Origin of the sequence: Streptomyces sp. sk2.1, assembly GCF_008120935.1 — a bacterium.
Lineage (GTDB): Bacteria > Actinomycetota > Actinomycetes > Streptomycetales > Streptomycetaceae > Streptomyces.
Genome location: NZ_RDBO01000059.1, coordinates 40,748 through 60,328, shown reverse-complemented (window position 1 = coordinate 60,328; position 19,581 = coordinate 40,748). Strand labels below are relative to the sequence as shown.

The 19,581-nt window shown below is 71.9% G+C and carries 19 protein-coding genes; 13 read left to right on the top strand and 6 right to left on the bottom strand.

Features of this window, described 5'->3' with window-relative positions; genetic code table 11:
• Nucleotides 1-6 precede the first annotated feature (6 nt).
• Genes EAO76_RS21680 through EAO76_RS21660 form a run of 5 tightly spaced genes read right to left on the bottom strand, consistent with a single transcriptional unit; the run spans nucleotide 7 to nucleotide 5,213 of the window.
• A complete protein-coding gene (locus tag EAO76_RS21680) occupies nucleotides 7-960 on the bottom strand; it encodes a serine hydrolase (RefSeq protein ID WP_148837619.1) in 954 nt (317 codons plus the stop codon).
• Nucleotides 957-2,576, bottom strand: a complete 1,620-nt coding sequence (locus tag EAO76_RS21675) for an amidohydrolase family protein (RefSeq protein ID WP_148837618.1) — start codon at nucleotides 2,574-2,576, stop codon at nucleotides 957-959. The genes EAO76_RS21680 and EAO76_RS21675 overlap by 4 nt, the downstream gene beginning before the upstream one ends.
• Entirely contained in the window at nucleotides 2,576-3,349 is a 774-nt protein-coding gene (locus tag EAO76_RS21670) for an amino acid ABC transporter ATP-binding protein (protein WP_148837617.1), read from the bottom strand. The genes EAO76_RS21675 and EAO76_RS21670 overlap by 1 nt, the downstream gene beginning before the upstream one ends.
• A complete protein-coding gene (locus EAO76_RS21665) occupies nucleotides 3,346-4,320 on the bottom strand; it encodes an amino acid ABC transporter permease (protein ID WP_262375641.1) in 975 nt (324 codons plus the stop codon). Before EAO76_RS21665 ends, EAO76_RS21670 begins: the two co-directional genes overlap by 4 nt.
• A gap of 8 nt (nucleotides 4,321-4,328) precedes the next feature.
• Nucleotides 4,329-5,213 carry an ABC transporter substrate-binding protein gene (locus EAO76_RS21660; RefSeq protein ID WP_148837616.1) on the bottom strand — a complete coding sequence of 295 codons (885 nt, stop codon included), beginning with the start codon at nucleotides 5,211-5,213 and terminating at the stop codon, nucleotides 4,329-4,331.
• A 303-nt stretch (nucleotides 5,214-5,516) separates the two neighbouring features.
• Here EAO76_RS21660 and EAO76_RS21655 point away from each other — a divergent pair, with 303 nt between their 5' ends.
• The 12 genes from EAO76_RS21655 to EAO76_RS21605 all read left to right on the top strand — a co-directional run bounded on the left by EAO76_RS21655 (nucleotide 5,517) and on the right by EAO76_RS21605 (nucleotide 16,488).
• Nucleotides 5,517-8,201: a LuxR C-terminal-related transcriptional regulator gene (locus EAO76_RS21655; protein ID WP_187438733.1), complete on the top strand. Its 2,685-nt coding sequence runs from the start codon at nucleotides 5,517-5,519 to the stop codon at nucleotides 8,199-8,201.
• Between the two features lie 187 nt (nucleotides 8,202-8,388).
• The gene (locus EAO76_RS21650; protein ID WP_148837634.1) at nucleotides 8,389-10,077 is read left to right on the top strand and encodes an MFS transporter; all 1,689 of its coding nucleotides are present in this window, start codon (nucleotides 8,389-8,391) and stop codon (nucleotides 10,075-10,077) included.
• A gap of 74 nt (nucleotides 10,078-10,151) precedes the next feature.
• A complete protein-coding gene (locus EAO76_RS21645; RefSeq protein ID WP_148837614.1) occupies nucleotides 10,152-10,349 on the top strand; it encodes a hypothetical protein in 198 nt (65 codons plus the stop codon).
• Between the two features lie 120 nt (nucleotides 10,350-10,469).
• A complete protein-coding gene (locus tag EAO76_RS21640; RefSeq protein WP_148837613.1) occupies nucleotides 10,470-10,886 on the top strand; it encodes an SHOCT domain-containing protein in 417 nt (138 codons plus the stop codon).
• Between the two features lie 41 nt (nucleotides 10,887-10,927).
• Nucleotides 10,928-11,296, top strand: a complete 369-nt coding sequence (locus tag EAO76_RS21635; RefSeq protein WP_148837612.1) for an amphi-Trp domain-containing protein — start codon at nucleotides 10,928-10,930, stop codon at nucleotides 11,294-11,296.
• Between the two features lie 103 nt (nucleotides 11,297-11,399).
• Nucleotides 11,400-11,861, top strand: a complete 462-nt coding sequence (locus tag EAO76_RS21630) for a DUF6325 family protein (RefSeq protein WP_187438732.1) — start codon at nucleotides 11,400-11,402, stop codon at nucleotides 11,859-11,861.
• Nucleotides 11,862-11,921: 60 nt separating this feature from the next.
• Nucleotides 11,922-12,224, top strand: a complete 303-nt coding sequence (locus EAO76_RS21625; RefSeq protein WP_148837611.1) for an SHOCT domain-containing protein — start codon at nucleotides 11,922-11,924, stop codon at nucleotides 12,222-12,224.
• A gap of 281 nt (nucleotides 12,225-12,505) precedes the next feature.
• Nucleotides 12,506-13,360, top strand: coding sequence for an LLM class flavin-dependent oxidoreductase (locus EAO76_RS21620; RefSeq protein WP_148837610.1), 855 nt, complete (start codon nucleotides 12,506-12,508; stop codon nucleotides 13,358-13,360).
• A 60-nt stretch (nucleotides 13,361-13,420) separates the two neighbouring features.
• On the top strand, nucleotides 13,421-13,576 hold the full coding sequence (locus EAO76_RS44710; RefSeq protein ID WP_187438731.1) for a hypothetical protein: 156 nt from the start codon (nucleotides 13,421-13,423) through the stop codon (nucleotides 13,574-13,576).
• A complete protein-coding gene (locus EAO76_RS21615) occupies nucleotides 13,551-14,495 on the top strand; it encodes a phytanoyl-CoA dioxygenase family protein (RefSeq protein WP_148837609.1) in 945 nt (314 codons plus the stop codon). The genes EAO76_RS44710 and EAO76_RS21615 overlap by 26 nt, the downstream gene beginning before the upstream one ends.
• Nucleotides 14,492-14,893, top strand: coding sequence for a hypothetical protein (locus tag EAO76_RS21610; RefSeq protein WP_148837608.1), 402 nt, complete (start codon nucleotides 14,492-14,494; stop codon nucleotides 14,891-14,893). The genes EAO76_RS21615 and EAO76_RS21610 overlap by 4 nt, the downstream gene beginning before the upstream one ends.
• Nucleotides 14,884-16,488, top strand: coding sequence for a condensation domain-containing protein (locus EAO76_RS21605; protein ID WP_148837607.1), 1,605 nt, complete (start codon nucleotides 14,884-14,886; stop codon nucleotides 16,486-16,488). The genes EAO76_RS21610 and EAO76_RS21605 overlap by 10 nt, the downstream gene beginning before the upstream one ends.
• 101 nt (nucleotides 16,489-16,589) lie before the next feature.
• Here the strand turns inward: EAO76_RS21605 and EAO76_RS21600 are convergent, their stop codons facing one another.
• Nucleotides 16,590-17,366, bottom strand: coding sequence for a BTAD domain-containing putative transcriptional regulator (locus EAO76_RS21600; RefSeq protein WP_262375644.1), 777 nt, complete (start codon nucleotides 17,364-17,366; stop codon nucleotides 16,590-16,592).
• A 555-nt stretch (nucleotides 17,367-17,921) separates the two neighbouring features.
• On the opposite strand from EAO76_RS21600, the gene EAO76_RS21595 reads away from it, so the two are divergent.
• Entirely contained in the window at nucleotides 17,922-19,553 is a 1,632-nt protein-coding gene (locus EAO76_RS21595) for a PhpK family radical SAM P-methyltransferase (RefSeq protein WP_148837605.1), read from the top strand.
• Nucleotides 19,554-19,581 lie beyond the last annotated feature (28 nt).

The window sequence follows — 19,581 nt, the reverse complement described above, 5'->3', positions numbered from 1 at the left end:
GACCGGTCACACTGCCCCGGAGCCGGAGCCGGAGCCGGAGCCGGAGCCGGAGCCGGAGCCGGAGCCGGAGCCGGAGCCGGAGCCGGAGCCCGTGCTCGCGTTCGTGCCCGTCCTCCGGTCGGCGGTCCGGCGTCCGGCGCAGGCCGCGAGGGTCCGCCCCACGTCCCGAATGGCGTGCACGGCGGCCCGCTCGGTGCTCGGGCCCAACGCCGTGTCCCAGTGCGCCACCACCGCGTAGGCCAGCCGGCGCCTGCCGACGATGACACCGGCATCGGCCCGGACACCGGTGTCGGTGCCGGTCTTGTTGGCCACCAGGAGCCCGTCGCCCGGCTGCTCGGGAAAGCCCGGGGCGTACGGGTCGTGGTCGATCAGCGCGGGGACCAGCCCGTGGTCGGTGTTGGCGCGCATCCAGCGCAGCAGCCGGGCGGAGGCCGCCGGGCCGCTCATGGTGCCGCGCACCGCGTGCGCCACCAGCCGGGCCAGGTCCCGTGCGGTGCCGGTGGCGAAGACCGGCGGCACGTCCGGACCCCGGACGTCGCGGACCTTGTCGTGCAGCGTGAGGTGGTCGAGCCCGAGCTCCCGCGCGCGCCGGGCCGTGGACTCGCGCCCCACCAGACGCAACAGCGCGTTGGTCGCGGTGTTGTCGCTCACCGAGGCCGTCAGCCAGGCCAGGTCCTCGACGGTCCAGTCGCGCCCGCTCAGTCGGCGCAGCAGACCGGTGCCCTCCGCCACGTCCTCGTCGAGGACCTCCACCACGCGGTCGGCGGCCAGTTCCCCGCCGTCCAGCCGGTGCGCGACCTCGGCGAGCAGCAGCAGCTTCGAGGCGGACGCCACCGGCAGCACGGTGTGCTCGTCCACGCCCACCGTGCCGCCGCCGTCGATGTCCACGGCGGCGACGGCCAGGGTGAGCGGCAGCGCGGCCGAACGCCGCGCCGCCGCGGCCACTTGGGCCAGACTCATCGGACTCTCACCACTTCTCCCGCCCGTGCCGAGGTCGGGCGGCCGTCCCGTGCCGCGATCCGCCCCGACACCACGACGGTATCGATGCCTTCGGGTATCAGCAGGGGGCGGTCGAAGCCGGCGGTGTCGCGCACCGACGCCGGGTCGAGCACGACCAGGTCCGCGACGGCGCCGTCGCGCACCGTGCCGCGGTCGGTGAGGCCGAACCGCCCGGCGGGCAGCCCGGTCATCTTGTGCACCGCGGCCTCCAGCGGGAACAGCCGCTCGTCGCGGGCGTAGTGGCCGAGCACCCGGGCGAAACTTCCCGCCCAGCGCGGATGCGGCCGACCCGGTTTGGGGACGCCGTCCGAGCCGATCATCGACAGCGGGCTGGCGAGCACCCGTCGGACGTCGTCCTCGCGCATCGAGTGGCTGATGATGGTCACCTCGCCCCGCTCGGCCAGCAGGAGGTCGCACGCCCGGTCCACCGGATCGACGCCGCGCTCGGCCGCGAGGTCGGCGACGGTGCGCCCCTCGGCCTCGGGGGACGTCGGCGCGGCGGCCACCGAGATGAGGTCCCAGCCGCCGTTCCCCACGGTGTTCTCCCATCCCTCGACGCCCCGGGCGATGTCCGCCCTGATCCGGTCGCGGGTCCCGGGCCCGCGCAGCCGTTCCAGCAGGGCACCGATGCCGCCCTCGCTCACCCAGGGGGGCAGCATGGCGTGCAGGACGGTGCTCCCCGCCGTGTACGGATAGACGTCGCACAGCACGTCCACGCCCTCGGCACGGGCCCGTTCCAGCCGGGGCAGGGTGCGCAGCGTGGCGCCCCAGGCGTGCCGGCCCGCGGTCTTGTGGTGGGAGACCTGCAAGGGGGCGCCGGAGCGCACCGCTATCTCCAGGGCCTCCTCCAGGGCGGACTCCACCTGCGACATCTCGTCGCGCAGATGGGTGACGTAGGGCTTGCCGTGCCGGGCGGCGACCCCGGCCAGCGCGACGATCTCCTCGGTGTCGGCATAGGTGCCGGGAGGGTAGATGAGCCCGGTGGACAGACCGGCCGCCCCCTGGGCCAGCGCCCGGTCCAGCAGTGCGCACATGGCGTCCAGCTCGGCGGGCCGGGGAGGCCGCGCCGCGAAGCCCATCACTCCGGCGCGCAGCGTGCCGTGGCCGACCAGCGAGGCGATGTGGGTGTGGCGCAGAGCGGGGTCCTGACCGGCGGCGAACGCGTCGAAGTCCACGGCGGGCCGTACCGGTCCGAGCCCGAACGTCACCCGGAGGTGCTCGGCGAGTTCCGGCAGCCGCTCGGGGAGCGACGGGAACAGGCTGGTCCCGCAGTTGCCGCAGATCTCCGTGGTGACGCCCTGGAGCAGCGGGGCGAGGCGGAGGTCGTCGAGCGGCTCCGCGGCACCGCCGGCCCCGTGCGGCGCCGCGAGGGCGTCGGAGTGCGTGTGCACGTCGATGAAGCCGGGCGTGACGACCCGCCCGGTCACGTCCAGGGTCTCGGCGGCCGTGACGGCGGCGCCGGCGGGGAGCACGGCGATCCGCCCGTCCACCACCGCGACGTCCGCCTCCCGGGCGGGTGCGCCGGTTCCGTCCACGAGCGTGCCGCCGCGCAGCAGCAGATCGGGGGAGCGGCCCATCACAGCACCGTCGACAGGAAGGCCCGCGTGCGCTCGTGACGCGGGTCGGTGAACAACAGGTCGGGGCTCCCGGCCTCGACGACGGCGCCCTGGTCCATGAACAGGACCCGGTCGGCGACCTCGCGGGCGAATCCCATCTCGTGGGTGACCACGACCATCGTCATGCCGCTGCGGGCCAGGTCGCGCATGACGCCGAGCACCTCGCCGACGAGTTCGGGGTCGAGGGCGGAGGTGGGCTCGTCGAAGAGCATGACGGTGGGTTCCATGGCCAGCGCGCGGGCGATCGCCACGCGCTGCTGCTGCCCGCCGGACAGCTGTCCCGGGTAGTGGTCCGCCCGGTCCGCGAGACCGACGTCGGCCAGCAGCCCGCGGGCCTGCTCCTCGGCCCGCGCACGGGACCGTCCCTTGACGGCGACCGGACCCTCCATCACGTTCTGCACCGCCGTGCGGTGCGGGAACAGGTGGAACCGCTGGAACACCATGCCGATCCGTTCGCGCTGGCGCCGCACGTCCCGGGGGCGCCGCTCGCGCAGCACCCGGCCGGACGGGCCGTGCTGTTCGTAGCCGACCAGTTCGCCGTCCATCCACACCCGCCCCGCGTCGATCCGTTCGAGGTGGTTGAAGCAGCGCAGCAGTGTGGACTTACCGGAGCCGGAGGGGCCGATGACGCAGAGCACCTCACCGCTGCGGACGTCGAGGTCGATGCCCTTCAGCACCTCGGTGTCACCGAACCGTTTGCGGACCCCGCGGGCCCTGAGGATCACGTCTTTCATGCCGTCGCTCCCTTCTTGGCGCGTCCGGGCCGGAGATTGGCCAGGATCCTGCTCCGCAGCACGGGAGCGGTACCGGGGTTGTAGCGCCGCTCGACGGCGTGCTGGCCGATGCTGGCGACCGTGGTGAGCACGAGGTACCAGATCGAGGCCACCATGAGCAGCGCGACCACCTCGAAGTTGGCGAGGTAGAGGTGCTGGGAGACGGTCATCAGATCGGCGCCGGCGATGACCGAGACCAGCGAGGTCGTCTTCAGCATGGAGATGAACTGGTTGCCGAACGGCGGGATGATGACCCGCATCGCCTGCGGGAGGATGATCCGGGACAGGATCTGACGGTTCGACATCCCGATGGAGGCACCCGCCTCGCGCTGGCCGGGATCCACGCTCTGAATGCCGGCCCGCACGATCTCGGCCATGTAGGCGCCCTCGTTGATCGAGAGGCCGAGGAGCGCGGCCACGAACCCGGTGATCACCTGGTTGGACTGCCAGCTGACGAGTTTGGGGCCGTCGAACGGGATTCCGATGCTGATCACGGGGAACAGCAGGGCCAGGTTGAACCAGAAGATGAGCTGGACCAGCAGCGGGGTGCCCCGGAAGAACCAGGTGTAGGCACCGGCGGTGAGCCGCAGGACCGGACTGTCGGACAGCTGCATCACCGCGACGACCACGCCGATGGTGATGCCGAGGGCCATCGAGACGAGGGTGAGCTGAACGGTCACCCAGAGGCCCTTGAGGATCACACCGTCGAACTGGTACTTGGCGACGATGTCCCAGTGCAGATGGGGATTGACGATGATGGTGTAGGCCAGCCACGCCACGAACAGCACGGCGGCCAGGACCGCGAGCCAGCGTCCGGGACGCGGGCGTCCGGTCACCTGGAGGGAGAGGTCGTCCTCCGGCTGTGCCATGTCGGAGGGGGCGGAATCCGGCGGGGTGCCGAGGGCGGCGCCCGGCGTCTTCTGGAGTTTCATGACTGTTCTCACTGCCCGTCGTTGACGGTGGCCTCGGGCACGGCGCTGCCGCCGACTCCCCAGGTGTCGAGGATCTTCTTGTAGTCGCCGTTGTCGATGAGCTCCTGCAGAGCCTTGCGGACGGCGTCGCGCAGCCCGCTCCGGCTCTTCGCGGACGCGATGCCCCAGGGGGCGGTGCCGTACTGCTCCGGCAGGACCTCGTACGCGCTGCTCTTCTTGGTGAACGTCTTGGCGACGGGGTAGTCGACGATGGTCGCGACCGCGCGTCCGCTGTCCAGTTGCAGCAGCCCGGTCGGCGCGTCCTCGCTCTGCGAGATCCGCATCTTCTCCCCGCACTTGGCGTTCTGCTCCTCACCGATGTGGAGGTTGGAGCTGCCCTTGGCGAGGACGACGGTCTTCCCGCAGAGGTCCGCGAGGGACTTGATGCCCTGCGGGTTGCCCCGCTTCGTCATGATGACGCCGCCGGTGCGGAAGTAGTCGACGAAGTCGACCGCCTGCCGCCGCTGCGCGTTGTCGGTCATGGACGACATGACCAGATCGAACCGTCCGGACTCCAGACCGGGGATCAGTCCGTCGAAGGCGGCGTTGGTGAGTTCCAGCTTCAGCCCGAGCCGCTCGGCGATGGCCTCGGCGAGGTCGGGGTCGACACCGGTGAGCCGGGTGGTGCCGGGCTCGTACATCTCCATCGGCGGGTAGCCGACCGCGGTGGCCACCCGGAGCACCCCCTTCTGCCGGTCCTGGGCGGGCAGCAGCTCGGCGGCGGTCCGGCCGGAGGCGGCCCGGGACTCGGCTCCGGCCGGGGCATCGCTCTGACCGGAGCGCCCACACGCGGTGGCGGCGAGGGCCACCACGGCCAGGGCGGCCAGACAGCGCAGGGAACGGGGACGATTCATCGGATTTCTCCCTCACGGGTGGCGGTGCGCCGATGCTGGCAGCCGTGCCCCGGTGAACGGAAGATGATGAAGCCATTCATGCCTGACCATCGAAATCTGTACGGGTACGGATCCGGGTACGGGCCTGGCCACCGATCCGGGTACGGGCCTGGGCCACGGCCGGGTACGGGGCCGGGCCCGGCGGCGGAGCGGGCCGGGGATCCGCGGCCGCCCGGCAGGCGTCCACCCGGTTCCCGGGCCGGATGCCCAAGATGGGAAGAGACTGGTTCCTGTGGGGCCTGCCCCTGAAACCCCCGGAGGGTGGTGAGCGTGGACGCACCCCGTGACGACTTCGCGCAGGGACCGGACGGCACCGATGTCGATCCCGTCGGGGACCCGTTCCTGCGGACCCGGTTCGTCGCGCCGGCCAGGCCCGCCACGTTTCTGCGGCGGGGGCGGCTGACCGCGCGCCTCGGACAGGTGCCGCGGACCTCGCTGACGGTGGTCGAGGGCCGCGCCGGCGCGGGCAAGACCCTGCTGGTGGCGGACTGGGCCGGGCGGCTCGACCCGCCGGCCGCCTGGCTCACCCTCGACCCGGCGATCCGGACGCCCGACATGTTCTGGGCGCACTTCCTCCGGGCACTGCGCGTCGGAGGCGTGCCGATGCCCTCCGCGACCGGCCCGCCCGTCCCGGCGGGCCCGGCGAGCTCGGCCGACCACGCACTGCTCTCCCGGCTCGCCGCGCAGCTCGACGGCCGCGACCGGCCCGTGACCGTGGTCGTCGACGAGTTCGACCGGGCGAACACCCCGGAGATCGCGCGGCAGCTCGCCTTCGTCCTGCGCCACGGAGGTTCGGGGCTCCACCTGGTCCTGATCACCCGCACCGAACCGCTCCTCCCGCTCCACCGCTACCGGGTGGCCGGCGAGATGACCGAGATCCGGGACGCCGAACTGGCCTTCACCGTGGAGGAGGCGGCCGCGCTGCTCCGGCTGCACGGGCTCGACCTGCCCGTCCGCGCGGTCGGCGCGCTGGTGGAGCGCACCCGGGGATGGGCGGCGGGCATTCGGCTGTGCGCCCTGGCCGCGCGGCTGAGCCCCGACGACCCGGAGGTCTACCTGAAGGAGTTCGAGGCGGGCCGCAGCACGATCGCCGACTTCCTGCTCGCCGAGGTCCTGGAGCGGCAGCCGCCCCCGACCCAGGACCTGCTGCTCCGGGTCAGCGTCCTGGACTGGTTCCGGCCCGGTCTCGCGGACGCGCTGACCGGGCGGTGCGACGCGGCACCGATCCTGGCCGCACTGGTCCGCGACAACACGTTCGTCGAGGACTTCGGGCACACGGGGTACCGGCTCCACCCCCTGTTCCGGGAGATCCTCCTGGCCCATCTGCGCCGGCGCTCCCCCGGCCTGGAACGGCAGCTGCACCGACGGGCGGCGCAATGGCTGTGGCGCTCCGGGGCGCTGCCGGAGGCGCTGGCCCACGGCGCCACCGCGGGGGACGGGACGTTCGTCGCCGAGGCCCTGGTGCACGACCTGGCGATCGGCCAACTGCTCACCGGCCCGCGCCCGGACGGGCTGACGAAGCTGTTCACGGGCCCGGAGGCCGAGCGGGCGGGCCCGGCCGCGGACCTGGTCCGCGCCGCGTGCGAGCTGTCCCGCCACGACCTCGACCGGGGCCTGGACCACCTCCGGCACGCCGAGGAGCAGCTGGCCTCCGGGGCCCGCGACGGAGCGGCGGCCCGGCTCGGCTGCGCCCTGCTCGAAGCGACGGCGGGCCGGCTGACCGGCTCCGCGCACCGGGCCGAGAAGGCCGCCCGAGCCGCCTCGGCACTGCTCCGGTCGGTGCCTACCGCACTGCTCGACCAGCACCCCGAACTCTGGGCCCTGCTGCAGACCCAGCTGGGCTCGTCCCGGCTGTGGGCCGGGCACCTCGACGAGGCGCGGGCCGCCCTCGACGAGGTGGTGTCCCGGAGCCCCGGAGCCGCCGCCACGGCCCTGCCCCGGAGGGAGTCCTCGGAGCACCTGGCGCTCATCGACTACCTCGACGGATGGCCGGGCCGGGCCGAGCACAGGATCCGGGCGGCGGCGGCCGAGGCCGAGCGCTTCGGCCTTCCCCGGTCCGCCGAGTCCGGGATCGGGCAGGCGGTCCTCGCCGCGGTCGCGGTCGAGCGGGACGAGACGGACCGGGCCCAGGACCTGCTCGACCGGATGCCCGACACGGCGCCCCCGGACCCGGTGACGGCCGCGGGCCGCCACATCGCCGGAGCCCGCCTGTTCCTGGCGCAGGGGCGTACCCGTGCCGCGCTGGACGTCGCGGAACGAACCGTCCCCGCCGACGAGGAATCCCCCTGGGCCCGGGCCCACGCCGCCCTGGTCGCCTCGGCCGTCCGCCTGGCCGAAGGCCGCCCGGACGCCGCCGTCGAGGCCCTTCGGGCGGTGACCGCGGACCAGCCGGCGTGTCTGGTCGGCGCGGCCCGCGCCCACCTCGCGGCCGGTGACCGCGCCACGGCCCTGCGCCTGCTCGACGGCCTTCCCGGCCCCGGACGCACCGGACCGGCGGTGACCGTACGCGCCGCCCTGGTGCGGGCACAGGCCGCGAGGCTGGCGGGCGACCTCTCCGCCGTGCACCGGCTGCTCGACCGGGCGCTTCGGCAGGCCGAGCCCGAGGAGCTGCGGCGCCCCTTCCTGGAAGCCGGGCCCTGGCTGGCCCCCTTCCTGGCGACGGTGCCCCCGTGGACCCGTACCGCCGACCGGCCCGCGCCCGCGGTCGTACGGGACGCCGACGCGACCGGTCCGGACACCGGAGCCGGGCCGCCGGTGGAACCGTTGAGCGAACGGGAACGCGACGTGCTGCGGCGGCTCGCCCGGACGATGTCGACCGAGGACATCGCGGCCGATCTGTACGTGTCGGTCAACACGGTGAAGACCCACCTCAAGAGCGTCTACCGCAAGCTGTCGGTGCACCGGCGCAACGACGCGGTGCGTCGGGCCCGTGACCTCGGCCTGCTGTGATTCCCCAGCGCCGGGCCGCCGGGGTGTTCGAGGGCGGGCGCTCGCTCACCCGTGACGGGTGAGGCGGTCCGCGGGCGTTTCGGGTGCGATGGCAGCGGCGGGGCGAGGCCGTCGCAGCGGCGGCGCGCTCCGCCGGGCGGTCGACCGGTCCCCGGGCCGCCCGGCCCGACGAGCTGGGGTGAACAGGGTGAGCCGGTGGCGGGCACTGATCGTCCTGGGGGCGGCCCAGTTCCTGATGGTGCTGGACACCGCCGTCATGAACGTCTCCATCAGCCAACTGGTCGATGACTTCGACACCGAGGTGACCGCGATCCAGGCCGTCATCACCCTGTACGCCCTGGTCATGGCCGCGTTCATGATCATCGGTGGTCGGATCGGGGACATCCTGGGGCGTCGTCGCGTCTTCCTGACCGGCATGGCCGTCTACGGTGTGGGATCGGCCCTGACCGCCGTCTCGCCCACCCTGTGGGTCCTGGCGCTGGGCTGGTCGGTCATCGAAGGGCTGGGTGCCGCCCTCGTACTGCCGTCCATGGCGGCCCTGGTCGCCGAGTCCTACCGCGGCCGGGACCGCGCCGTCGCCTACGGCGTCATCGGCGGCCTGGCCGGGGCCGGCATCGCGGTGGGACCGCTGCTGGGCGGCTGGGTGACGACGTACCTCACCTGGCGCCTGGTCTTCGCCGGCGAGGTCGTGGTGGTGCTGGGCGTACTGATCTTCCGGCGGGCGGTCGTGGAGCGGCCCCCGGCGGGCCGGACCCCCGGCCTGGACGTCGTCGGCGCCGTGCTGTCGGCGGCCGGACTGGGCCTCGGCGTTCTCGGGGTGCTGCAGAGCACCGTCTGGGGATGGGTGAAGCCGCGCGATCCGCCCTTCACGGTGTTCGGCTTCGCCCCCACCCTGTTCGTGGTCGCGGCGGGAATCGGACTCCTCTGCCTCTTCCAGACCTGGGAGCGGCGCCGGGAGGGGCGCGGTGACGACCCGCTGGTCCACCTGGCCCTGCTCGGCAGACCCGTGCTGCGCTCGGGGCTGCTGACACTGCTGAGCCAGAACCTGATCCTCCTGGGGCTGTTCTTCACCATCCCGCTGTACTTGCAGGTGGTGCAGGGGCTCGACGCCTTCCAGACGGGGCTGCGGCTGCTGCCGGTCTCCGTCACCATGCTCGTGGCCTCCCTGGGCGGGGCCCGGCTCGGACGCAGGGCGGGACCGCGCCGGGTCGTGCGGGTGGCGCTGGCGCTGCTCGTGGCGGCGATCGTCTGGCTGCTCGCCACCATCGACCCGGTCATCGACGACGGCCAGTTCTTCGGGGCCATGGCGCTCCTCGGACTGGGCATGGGGATGCTCGCCTCGCAACTCGGCAACGTCGTCCAGTCCAGCGCGGGGGAGCAGGAGCGCAGTGAGGTCGGCGGCCTGCAGTTCACCGCCCAGAACCTGGGGTCCGCGCTGGGCACGGCCCTGATCGGGTCGATCCTGATCGGCGCCCTGGCCCAGGCATTCACCACACAGGTCGAGCGGGACCCGCGCCTTTCCGAGAAGGCCCGGCAGGAGACGAGCATCGCCCTGGAATCCGGAATCGGCTTCGTCCCCACCGACCAGGTCCGCTCGGCGGCCGTACGGGCCGGGCTCCCTCCGCACGAGGTGGACGCCATCACGGAGTCCTACGCCTCGGCCCAGCTCAACGGCCTGAAGACGGCCGTCCTCGCGACAGGGGGCATCACACTGGCGAGCTTCCTGGTGACCCGGGCCCTGCCCACCGCGGGCCCGGCCCCCGGAGCGGGCGAACCGACCCCGCCGAAAGGATCCGCAGGACCGGCACGACCGGCGGGCCCGAGCCGGTCCTCCGCCTCGCCGAAGCAGCGCCCGCAGAGGCCGAGGAGGACGTGATGGCCGCAACCGGACGCGCGGGTCACCCGCACGGGGTGAGGCCGACCGGGGTGCCCGGGACGGACCATCGCAGCATGCAGTACGAGATCCGCGTCGATGGACACATGTCGGAGACGCTGGTCGGCGCCTTCCCCGAACTGGAGCACGTGACGATCTTTGACCAGACGGTGCTCTACGGCCCCGTCGTGGACGAGGCGCACCTCTACGGACTGCTGGCCCGCTTCCAGTCGCTGGGCCTCCACGTGGTGGAACTGCGGCGGCTCCTGGACTGACCGTGCCCGGAGCCGGTGGGCGCACTCACCCGTGCCGGGTGAGGCATCCCCGCACGGGACCGCGCACGCTGGAGACGGATCGGGGCGGCACCGCGGAACCGACCGGAACGGAGCACGGAGATGAGTACCACTCTCGCCTACGACTACCCGCTGCTGAGCGCTTTCTGGACCATGCTGTGGTTCTTCCTGTGGGTCCTGTGGTTCATCCTGCTTTTCCGGATCATCGGCGATATCGTCCGCGACGACACACTGGGCGGCTGGGGCAAGGCGGGCTGGATGGCGTTCGTCGTCCTGCTGCCCTTCCTCGGCGTGTTCGTCTACCTCATCGCGCGCGGCAAGGCCATGGGCCGCCGGGAGATCACACACGCCCGCAAGCAGCAGGCGGATTTCGACGCCTACATCCGCGAGGCCGCGGGCAGCGGCGGCACCGGCCGGGCCGAGGAACTCTCCAAGCTCTCCGAACTCCGCTCGCACGGCGACATCACCGACGAGGAATTCCGCCGGGCCAAGGAACTCGTCCTGAGCGGCAGCCACTGAGGGCCGTCCCGTGATCCCCGACCAGTCCGCTGGAGGCAGCCGTGAAGCACCTGAAGTTCGAACAGAAGGGTTCCTTGTCCCGCAGTGAGGCCGCGGAGCGGCTGGCGGGACTCGCCGACGCGTTCCGGAAGGGCGGAGAGGCCGAACTGGAGCTCGGCACCGGTGTGTTGAGCATGCGAGTGCCCGACGAGTTCCGCAGCGAGGTGGAGTTCGAGGTCGGCGACGGCGAGATCGAGCTGGAGATCGAACTGAAATGGCGGACGGACGGCGCGTCCGGCGCTCCCGCACGGAAGACCGAGCGACCCGAGCAGCCCGGGAGCGTTCCGGCCGAACAGCCCGCGCCCGCCACCCGGAGCCGGAAGGCCGCACCGTCCGCCAAACCGAAGCGCTCGGCCGCCAAGCGGTCGTGACCCGTCCGCCGCGACGAAGTGCGAAGCCCCGTCCGGTCGCGTCCGTGGGACGCGCCGGGGCGGGCACGATCATCCTCCAGTACTCCAGCAATGTGGAGCGGTCATGAACGAAGATTTCGAGGACATGGGCCCGGTCGACTTCCTGGTCATCGAGTTCCCGGGCAACCGCATGACGGGCGAGGGCTTCCCGCTGCTCCTCGACCTGGTCGACAGGGGAATCATCCGCGTTCTCGACCTGCTGTTCGTCCGGAAGGACATCGACGGGAGCATCGTCGCCCTGGACCTGAGGGAGCTGGACGCCGACGGCGAGTTCGACCTGTCGGTATTCGAGGGCTCGTCGTCCGGACTCCTCGGGCAGGACGACCTCGACGAGGCGGGGACGGCTCTCGAACCGGGCAGTTCGGCCGGCATCCTGGTCTACGAGAACCTCTGGGCCGCCCCTCTCGCGCGGGCCCTGCGACGCGGCGGCGCACAACTCGTGGCCGGCGGACGCGTTCCCGTACAGGCCCTGCTGGCTTCGCTCGACGCCGCGGAGGCGCAGGCCGTCGGCGAAGCCGCCCCCTGACGCCACCGGACGGGGCGCCGGGGAAGCCGATCAGCTCGAAAGCAGCCAAGGAGGACGGTCATGCCAGGACTTCTTCGAGGAGTCGCCCGGACCGCAGTCGTGGCCGGCACGGCGACAGCGGTCTCCAACAGGGTCTCGCGACGCCAGGCGGGCCGGTGGGCCGCGCAGGACGTGGCGGCCACCGGGCAGAACGCACCGGCACAACAGAGCACACCGGCACCGCCGCCACCGGAGCCCGCCGCCTCCGGTGACGCCATGGACAGCAGGATCGCCCAGCTCAAGGAACTCGCGCAGCTGAAGGAACAGGGCATCCTGACCGACGACGAGTTCGCGGCCCAGAAGAGCAGGATCCTCGGCTCCTGACCACGCGCTCCCGGAAATCCCCACAGGTCCCGCCGGCCGACGCGGGGCGGACGTGCGACGGCATCGGGTGCGCGCCCGGATGTCAGTGGCCGCCCCCGTCGTCGGTATCGGTACTTCCAGGGGGCTTCAGGGGGAAAGTGACCGAAGGACGGAAGCGGGCGGGGCGGTCCGCGGGCCCCGGCGGTTCGAATGACGCACCACCGGCCCGACGACGGGCGGGTGGGCCCGGCCACCGCCCACAGATGTAACCGCGGGGTAACCGGCCCGGCCGACCATGCGGCATGAGCTTCCAGCGCCCATTCGAGTTCGGTGTCGTGGCCGAGGCGGACTGCACCGCGGGGGAGTGGCTCGAAACCGTCCGGCGTTGCGACGCCCTCGGCTACGACGTGCTCCTCGTCAGCGATCACGTCCATCACCGGCTCGCACCGCTCCCGTCGCTCGCCGCGGCGGCCCTCGTGTCCGACCGGCTGCGGCTGGGCACCTATGTGCTGAACAACGACCTGAGGAACCCGGCGCTGGTCGTCCAGGAATTCCGGACCGTCCACGAACTCTCCGGCGGCCGTGCCCTCCTCGGGGCGGGCGCCGGCTGGTTCCGGGGCGACTACGAGAGCACGGGCATCGGCCGCGACCCCGGAGCCGTACGACTGGACCGGCTCGAACGGGCCGTCGCGGAGTTCGGCCGGGCCCTCCCCGGGACACCGCTGCTGCTCGGCGGGAGCAGACCGCGTGCGCTGGGCCTCGCCGCGCGCGCCGCCGATGTCGTCAGCATCCTGCCGAGCCTCGGACCGGACGGACCGAGGGGCCGCCAGGACCTCCTGCCCGGGGCCACGGACCGGCGGATCGCCCTGGTGAGGGAGGCCGCGGACGCGGCCGGACGGAGCCCCGTGCTCAACCATCTGGTGTGGGAGTGCTTCGTCTCCCCCCGCCCCGGCCCGATCGTCGAGGCGCTCGCCCGGGCGACGGACTGCGAACCCGAAGAAATCGACGAGGTCCCCTGCTTCCTCGTGGGGACACGCGCGCAACTGGTGGAGCGGCTGCTGGAGCGGCGGGAGCGGTGGGGCTTCTCCTTCGTCACCGTGCCGGCCTCCGCCATGGAGCCGTTCGCCGCCGTCGCCGAGGCGCTGCGCGGCCGGTGAACCGCGTAACTCCGTACTAACTCCGACTTCCTATCGTCGCGTACCCGGAGGTGGTGTGTGATGCCTAGTTCCTTCTCACGATTCCTCGACGAGGAAGAGCTGCAAAAGGCCCGCGAGATGTACCTGGAGGCCCTCGACGCGCTGGAGGAGGACGACGAGGGCGTGTCCGGCACCGAGGACGGAGAACACGATGAAGGCGAACTTCCTCAGCCCTGACAGTCCGGACGCCGACGCCGTGCTCCGAAAGGAGGGCGTCGTCCTCTTCGACGCCCTGCTCGACCCGGAGCAGGTCGCGAGCACCCGGGAGGCTCTCGACAGGTACGAGCGCGAGGTGCTGGACACCGTGCCGGCCGCGCACGTGGACCGGTACGACGACGGAACCCTCAGGAGCCTGCTGGATCTGCACCGCTACGACAGCTGGTTCCGCACCGTGGCGCAGGACCCGCGACTCATGGACCTGGTGCGCCGCGCCGTCCCCTGGGAGCCGGTCCTGTACTACGTGGAGACCTTCCCGAAGCCCCCGGGCGCCGGGGCGCTGCCGGCCCATCAGGAGATCTTCACCGTCCCGGTCGATCCCCCGGACTTCGTCCACCTGTGGATCCCCCTCGTGGACGTCACGAGCGCCAACGGCGGCATGGCGTTCTACCGGCGCTCGCACCGGCTCGGCATCGCCCCGCACGTCCAGCAGAGCCGGTACTTCGGAGTGGAGCAGACGCTCCTCGACAAAATGGCGCCCCTGCGGATCGAGCCCGACTTCCCGGCCGGCAGCGGGGCGCTGTTCGACTGCCACACCATCCATGTGAGCGGGGCCAACGGGAGCGACAGCCCGCGTCCCGTCCTCGTGATCGGCTTCAGGGGCGCCCACACCCTGGTGAAGTCGGACGAGGAGGTGCTGGCCAACTGCGTCCTGCGGATCTGCCGCGAAGAGCTCGGCGCGTCGTACGGACTCGACGACGACCTGCCGGTGAAGGAGGAGGCCGTGGGCGTGGGCCGGGTCCTGGAGCGGATCCGGAAGGACTACGCGGTCGAGGTGCCGCCCGCGGCCCTCGACCGGCTCAGGACACCGGCCGCCCTCGCCGCGCACATCGACGCGGCGTCGGCCGACGGCCACCGGAAGGGGGCGGAACCGCGGTGACCCACGGAATCGTTGCCGAGGACCTGGCCGCCATCGCGCACCGACTGGCCGACGAGGGGTACGCCCTCGTCACGGGGCTGTTCGGCGACGCGGAACTCGCCCTCGCCAGGGCGAGCCACGCGGTCGACGGGCGCGCCGCCGAGGAACTCGCGCGGACCCGGCTCAGAACCCTCTCGGACGGCCTGCGCGCTCTGCCGGACGGCCGCCGCCCGAGCGGGGAGCAGGGCGGATTGCGGCTCGCCGTGGTCCTGGCCGGGCCGGTCGCCCCCGGCGCGCCCCCGACGGGCCGGCCGCCGTACGCCTCGGCGCCGACGTGCCGCCGGGACACGCGTTCCTCTTCGACGCACGGCGGGTACGGGTGGAGGGCTCGGGGGCGGCCGACGGGCCCGTGTGCCTGACGGTCGGTCCCCAGCGGTGCGGGGAGGGGCCCGCCGGGGCCGGAACCGACCGGGCCGGCGCGATCGCGGAGCGGATCGCCGGAGCCTTCCGCGAAGTGCTGGGGGAGGCGCGGGTGGAGTCCGGCGCCTCCTTCTTCGAGCTCGGCGGCACATCGCTGGAAGCCCTGCGCGTGGCGTCGCTGCTGCGCGAGAAGGAGCAGGTCTCCCTGCGACTCGGGGACTTCTTCGCCCATGGCTCACCCGCCGGACTCGCCGAGGCCGCCCTGCGCCGGAGCCGCGAGGACGGGGCCGCGCCCGGCTCCTCCCTGCGCAGCCGGGCACGACGACGTGCCGGACGTCATTTCCCCCTCTCCCTCAGCCAGGAGGGGCTCTACGCGATGGACCGGGGCGCGAAGGGCGCGGGCTTCTTCAACAGCGTCTGGTGGATGCGCTTCGAAGGCGCCGTGGACCTGGTCTCGGTGGAGCACGCGGTGAACGACGCCGTGCTCCGGCAGCCCGCGCTGCGGACCGTCATCGAGTCGCACGGCGGAAGGCCCGCCCAGAGGGTGCTGACGCAGCCGGTCCCGGTGGAGCGGACCGATCTGCGCGACCGGGGCGGCAGGGGACTGCGCCGGATCATGGCGGGGGAGGCCGCCGAGGGCTTCGACCTGGAACGGCGGGTGCCCGCACGGTTCCGGCTGGTACGGCTTGCGGACGACACGACGGTTCTGGTCGGGACGGTCCATCACGTGGCCTTCGACGGAGTGTCCTGCGACCTCCTCGTCGATGAGATCGCCCACGCGTACGCGGTGAGACTGGGAGCGGGCGACCCCCGGCCGGAACTCCGCCGGCACTACGCGGACTTCGCCGAGTGGCAGCGCGACACCCTGCGCGGCGACCGGCTCGCCGAACACCTGGAGGGGATCCGGGCCGTCCTGGACCGGCCCTGTCCGCGCATCGCACCGGCGCCGGAACGGGACTACGGGTTCCTGGCGAGGGTGGAGGAGTTCGAGGTGCCGGGGGCCATCGAGCAGCGGCTCGCCGAGGCGGCGGTCCGGCAGGACACCAGCCTCTTCGTGCTCCTGGTCGCCGCGATGACGAGGCTCGGCACACGGCTGAGCGGTGAGCCGGAGCAGAAGGTGTCCGTGCAGGCGGCGAACCGCTCCTGGGCCGGCAGCGAGCACATCGTGGGGTGCTTCTCGAACGTCCTCACGGTGGCGGGAAACGGGCACGAGGAGGTGGTCGCGGCGGCGCGCGCCGGAGTCGTCGAGGCGCTGCGCCACGAGGAGATGCCCTTCGACACCGCGCTGTCGCTCCTCGGCGACGAGGGCTTCGACGTCCGCGCGGGCCTGCCGGGCCTGGGGCTCGCACTGCAGACGAGCCCGGCCAGACGCATCGAGCTGCCCGGCTGCGCGGTGACCACGGGTCAGTTCACGGAGTCGGGCGACACGGTGGACCCCACCCCCTTCCCCCTGGTGCTGGAGCTGTGGGAGGACGGAGGGCTGCGCGGGGTGGTGCGGAGCCTGCGGGGTGCCTGGCCCGACGACTCCTACCGGCGGGCGCTCGCCCAGCTGCGCCTCGCCCTCGCCGACGCCGGTTCGTCCGGCGGCCGTTGAACCCCCGGTGCGGGACCGCGAGGGCGGTCGGCGCGGCGAGGCCCCCCGGGGACGACGTGCCGAAGGGCCGCCGCGGCCGACCGCCCGGGTCCGGCGCGGGGTCAGAGGGGGATGGAATCGCGGAGGGTGAGCGCCCCACGCATGGCCCGCCGGTAGAGGTCGACCGTGGTGGCCGCGGGGGCGGCGCCGATCTCGTCCCGGAGCCGGCCGGTGCACAGCTCGTACCAGCGCCGCACCTGGTTGAGCTGGCCGAGCTGGGCGTGGACCAGCATGAGGGTGCGGTACGCCTCCTCGTGGAAGGGTTCGAGCTCGATCATGCGACGGCACCAATGGGTGACGGCGAGCAGTTCACCGCGCTCCACGTCCATGTTGACGAGTTTGTGCAGGACCTGGAGAAGCCGGCTGCGCAGCCATTCCCTGCGGAGCGCCGCCCATTCCGTGTGGACACCGACAAGGAAGTCGTCCTCGTACAACTCCGCAGCTTCACGGAAGAAGCGCTGGGCCTCTTCGCGGTGTCCGGCGGCCTCCGCCCGCATGCCGCGATCCGTCAGCTCCTCGAAGACGTCACAATCAAGCCAGATGTTGCGCGACTCCAATGAATAGCCGAGTTCCGATGTGACGAGACGGAGCGTCGGACTGTCCGGATCCGATGATTCTCCCGCTTCTGCCAGTACTCGACGCAACATGTGAACGGCCACCTTGAGCGAACTCGAATTGGAGGACCACGCGGCATCGGGCCAGAGCGCCTCGTAGAGGGTCGATCTCGGTACTTCACGGCCATCCCGAAGCAGCAGGTACTGAAGGAGATCCCGTGACTTTCCGGCCCTCCAGCGCCCCACCTGTTGCTCGTCGATGACGAGACGAAAACTTCCGAACATGTGAATGCGTATCGATCGCTCCATGGCTCCTTGCCAGTGACTGAGGTCATGCCGATCGGACCGGTCCCGGCGTCGTGCGAGCCGGCCGGTTCTCCCGTATGAATGACGGAACGTCCTGGTGGTGATGTGGATCGGGGGTGATCGCCCCAGCCCCGGGAGTGCGAATCAGGGCTGTCTGGCGGAGATGCGGTACTGGGCTGCTCGCATGTGCCAGAAGTTCCGCACGTCTTTCCCTCCGGCTTCCCTGAAGCTTCTTCAACCCTCGGCAGACGCATCGACCACTTGTTGCCACGATGCATATGCCTGCCCCTGGTGAAGACGTTACGTGACCTCTCCAACGACGGGCAAGGGCGTGTCCACCGGAGGTCGGATCAGTGCTCAGTACGTCAATTCGGGCGATCGGGACAGCGTGAAACCCGGTGTGCTGCCCCATGGGATACCCGAACATAACTGTCCGACAACCGGACCCGCCTAAGGTGCGATTCCTGGTGGTCCTCATCGCGTTTGCGTTTTTTTGTATACGGGTACCGAATCGAACCCTCGGGGGTGCATTCCGTGGCAGGTCTGGATTGCGTGGTCGTCGGATACAACGAGGGTGATTTCGAGGCGTACCGGGTAATGAGCGAGCGTGCCGGACCTATGTCGCCGGAGTACCAGATCTTCCGCAAAGAGCATCTGTCCGTGGACGGACGCCCCCTGCCGTGGATGGACGCCTTCAGCACGGTACGGAACAAGATCACCGGACGCGACGACCGGTACCACGTGGGTGAGGTCTTCAACCTCGCCGCGCTGTACCTGACCAGCTTCCTGCGCCGGCACGGCATGACCGCGGAACCGGTCTCGCTGTTCAGCGCGGAACGGGACAGGCTGGTCGAACTGCTGGCGGAGCGCCCGGCCGTGGTCGCGATCACGACCACCTTCTACGTCAACGTGCTCCCGGTCCTGCCGATCGTGGAGATGGTCCGGGAACACTCGCCCGGGAGCCGCATCGTGATCGGCGGGCCGCTCATCGACAACCTGTGCCGCGACGGCATCACCGACACCGCGCAGGACCTCTTCTTCACGATGGGGGCCGACCTCTACGTCCAGGAGTCCCAGGGCGAGTCGGCCCTCGTGCAGCTCGTCCGGGCGGTGCGGGACGGCCAGGACGTCACCCGGGTGGCCAACGTGATCCATTGCCCGGCCGACACCTGGGAGCTGACCAGGCGCAGGCCGGAGGCGAACAGCCTGGACGAGGGGTCCATCGACTGGGCGGGCTTCTCACCCGGACTCGTGGGCCCGACGGCCCAGATCCGGACCGCCAGGAGCTGCGCCTTCAAGTGCAGCTTCTGCGACTACCCCTCCCGCGCGGGGGCGTTGACGACGGCGTCGGTCGAGACCGTGCGCAAGGAACTGCGCGCGCTGGCGGAACACGGCGTGCGCAACGTCGTGTTCGTCGACGACACGTTCAACGTGCCGCCGAAGCGGTTCAAGGAGATCTGCCGGATGATGATCGAGGAGGACCTCGGTCTCCACTGGTACTCGTACTTCCGGTGCTCCAACGCCCGTGACGAGGAGGCGTTCGACCTCGCGGCGCAGAGCGGCTGCTCGGGGGTGTTCCTCGGCATCGAGTCCGGGGACACGGAAGTGCTGGGCAACATGCACAAGCTGGCCCAGGACAGCCAGTACCGGCAGGGCATCGAGCGGCTGAACGAACGGGGCATCACCAGCTTCGCCTCGATCATCGTCGGGTTCCCGGGCGAAACCGAGCGGAGCGTCCAGAACACCGTCGACTTCCTCAACGAGTCCCGTCCCACCTTCTGGCGGGCACAGGCGTGGTGGGCGAACCCGAGGTCCCCCGTGTACCGCAACCGCGAGCTCTACGGGATCGAGGGGGAGGGGTACACCTGGTCGCACACGTCCATGACGTCGAGCGAGGCCGCCGCGCTGACGGACTCCATGTTCGAGCGGGTGACCGAATCCGTCTGGCTCCCCCTCTACGACTTCGACTTCTGGTCCCTGCCCTATCTCGAGGGCAAGGGGGTCACCGTCGAGCAGCTCACCCCGATGCTGCGGATCAGCCAGCGGATCATGGCCGCCCGGGACGGGGGCCGGCCGGAGGAGGCCCGGCTCCTTCCGCAGCTGTGGCGTGATTTCGAGGCCGCGGTGGCGGCGGTGGACCCCGAGCCCTCCCGCTTCCGGTTCTGACGTGTTCCGGCCGAACGCCACGAGGTGT

Coding starts and splice junctions, on each gene's coding strand:
- EAO76_RS21665 (WP_262375641.1), bottom strand. CDS start 4,320: ATGAAACTCCAGAAGACGCCGGGCGCCGCCCTCGGCACCCCGCCGGAT.
- EAO76_RS21670 (WP_148837617.1), bottom strand. CDS start 3,349: ATGAAAGACGTGATCCTCAGGGCCCGCGGGGTCCGCAAACGGTTCGGT.
- EAO76_RS21625 (WP_148837611.1), top strand. CDS start 11,922: ATGCCAGGACTTCTTCGAGGAGTCGCCCGGACCGCAGTCGTGGCCGGC.
- EAO76_RS44710 (WP_187438731.1), top strand. CDS start 13,421: ATGCCTAGTTCCTTCTCACGATTCCTCGACGAGGAAGAGCTGCAAAAG.
- EAO76_RS21620 (WP_148837610.1), top strand. CDS start 12,506: ATGAGCTTCCAGCGCCCATTCGAGTTCGGTGTCGTGGCCGAGGCGGAC.
- EAO76_RS21660 (WP_148837616.1), bottom strand. CDS start 5,213: ATGAATCGTCCCCGTTCCCTGCGCTGTCTGGCCGCCCTGGCCGTGGTG.
- EAO76_RS21675 (WP_148837618.1), bottom strand. CDS start 2,576: ATGGGCCGCTCCCCCGATCTGCTGCTGCGCGGCGGCACGCTCGTGGAC.
- EAO76_RS21615 (WP_148837609.1), top strand. CDS start 13,551: ATGAAGGCGAACTTCCTCAGCCCTGACAGTCCGGACGCCGACGCCGTG.
- EAO76_RS21680 (WP_148837619.1), bottom strand. CDS start 960: ATGAGTCTGGCCCAAGTGGCCGCGGCGGCGCGGCGTTCGGCCGCGCTG.
- EAO76_RS21640 (WP_148837613.1), top strand. CDS start 10,470: ATGAGTACCACTCTCGCCTACGACTACCCGCTGCTGAGCGCTTTCTGG.
- EAO76_RS21645 (WP_148837614.1), top strand. CDS start 10,152: ATGCAGTACGAGATCCGCGTCGATGGACACATGTCGGAGACGCTGGTC.
- EAO76_RS21630 (WP_187438732.1), top strand. CDS start 11,400: ATGAACGAAGATTTCGAGGACATGGGCCCGGTCGACTTCCTGGTCATC.
- EAO76_RS21600 (WP_262375644.1), bottom strand. CDS start 17,366: ATGTTCGGAAGTTTTCGTCTCGTCATCGACGAGCAACAGGTGGGGCGC.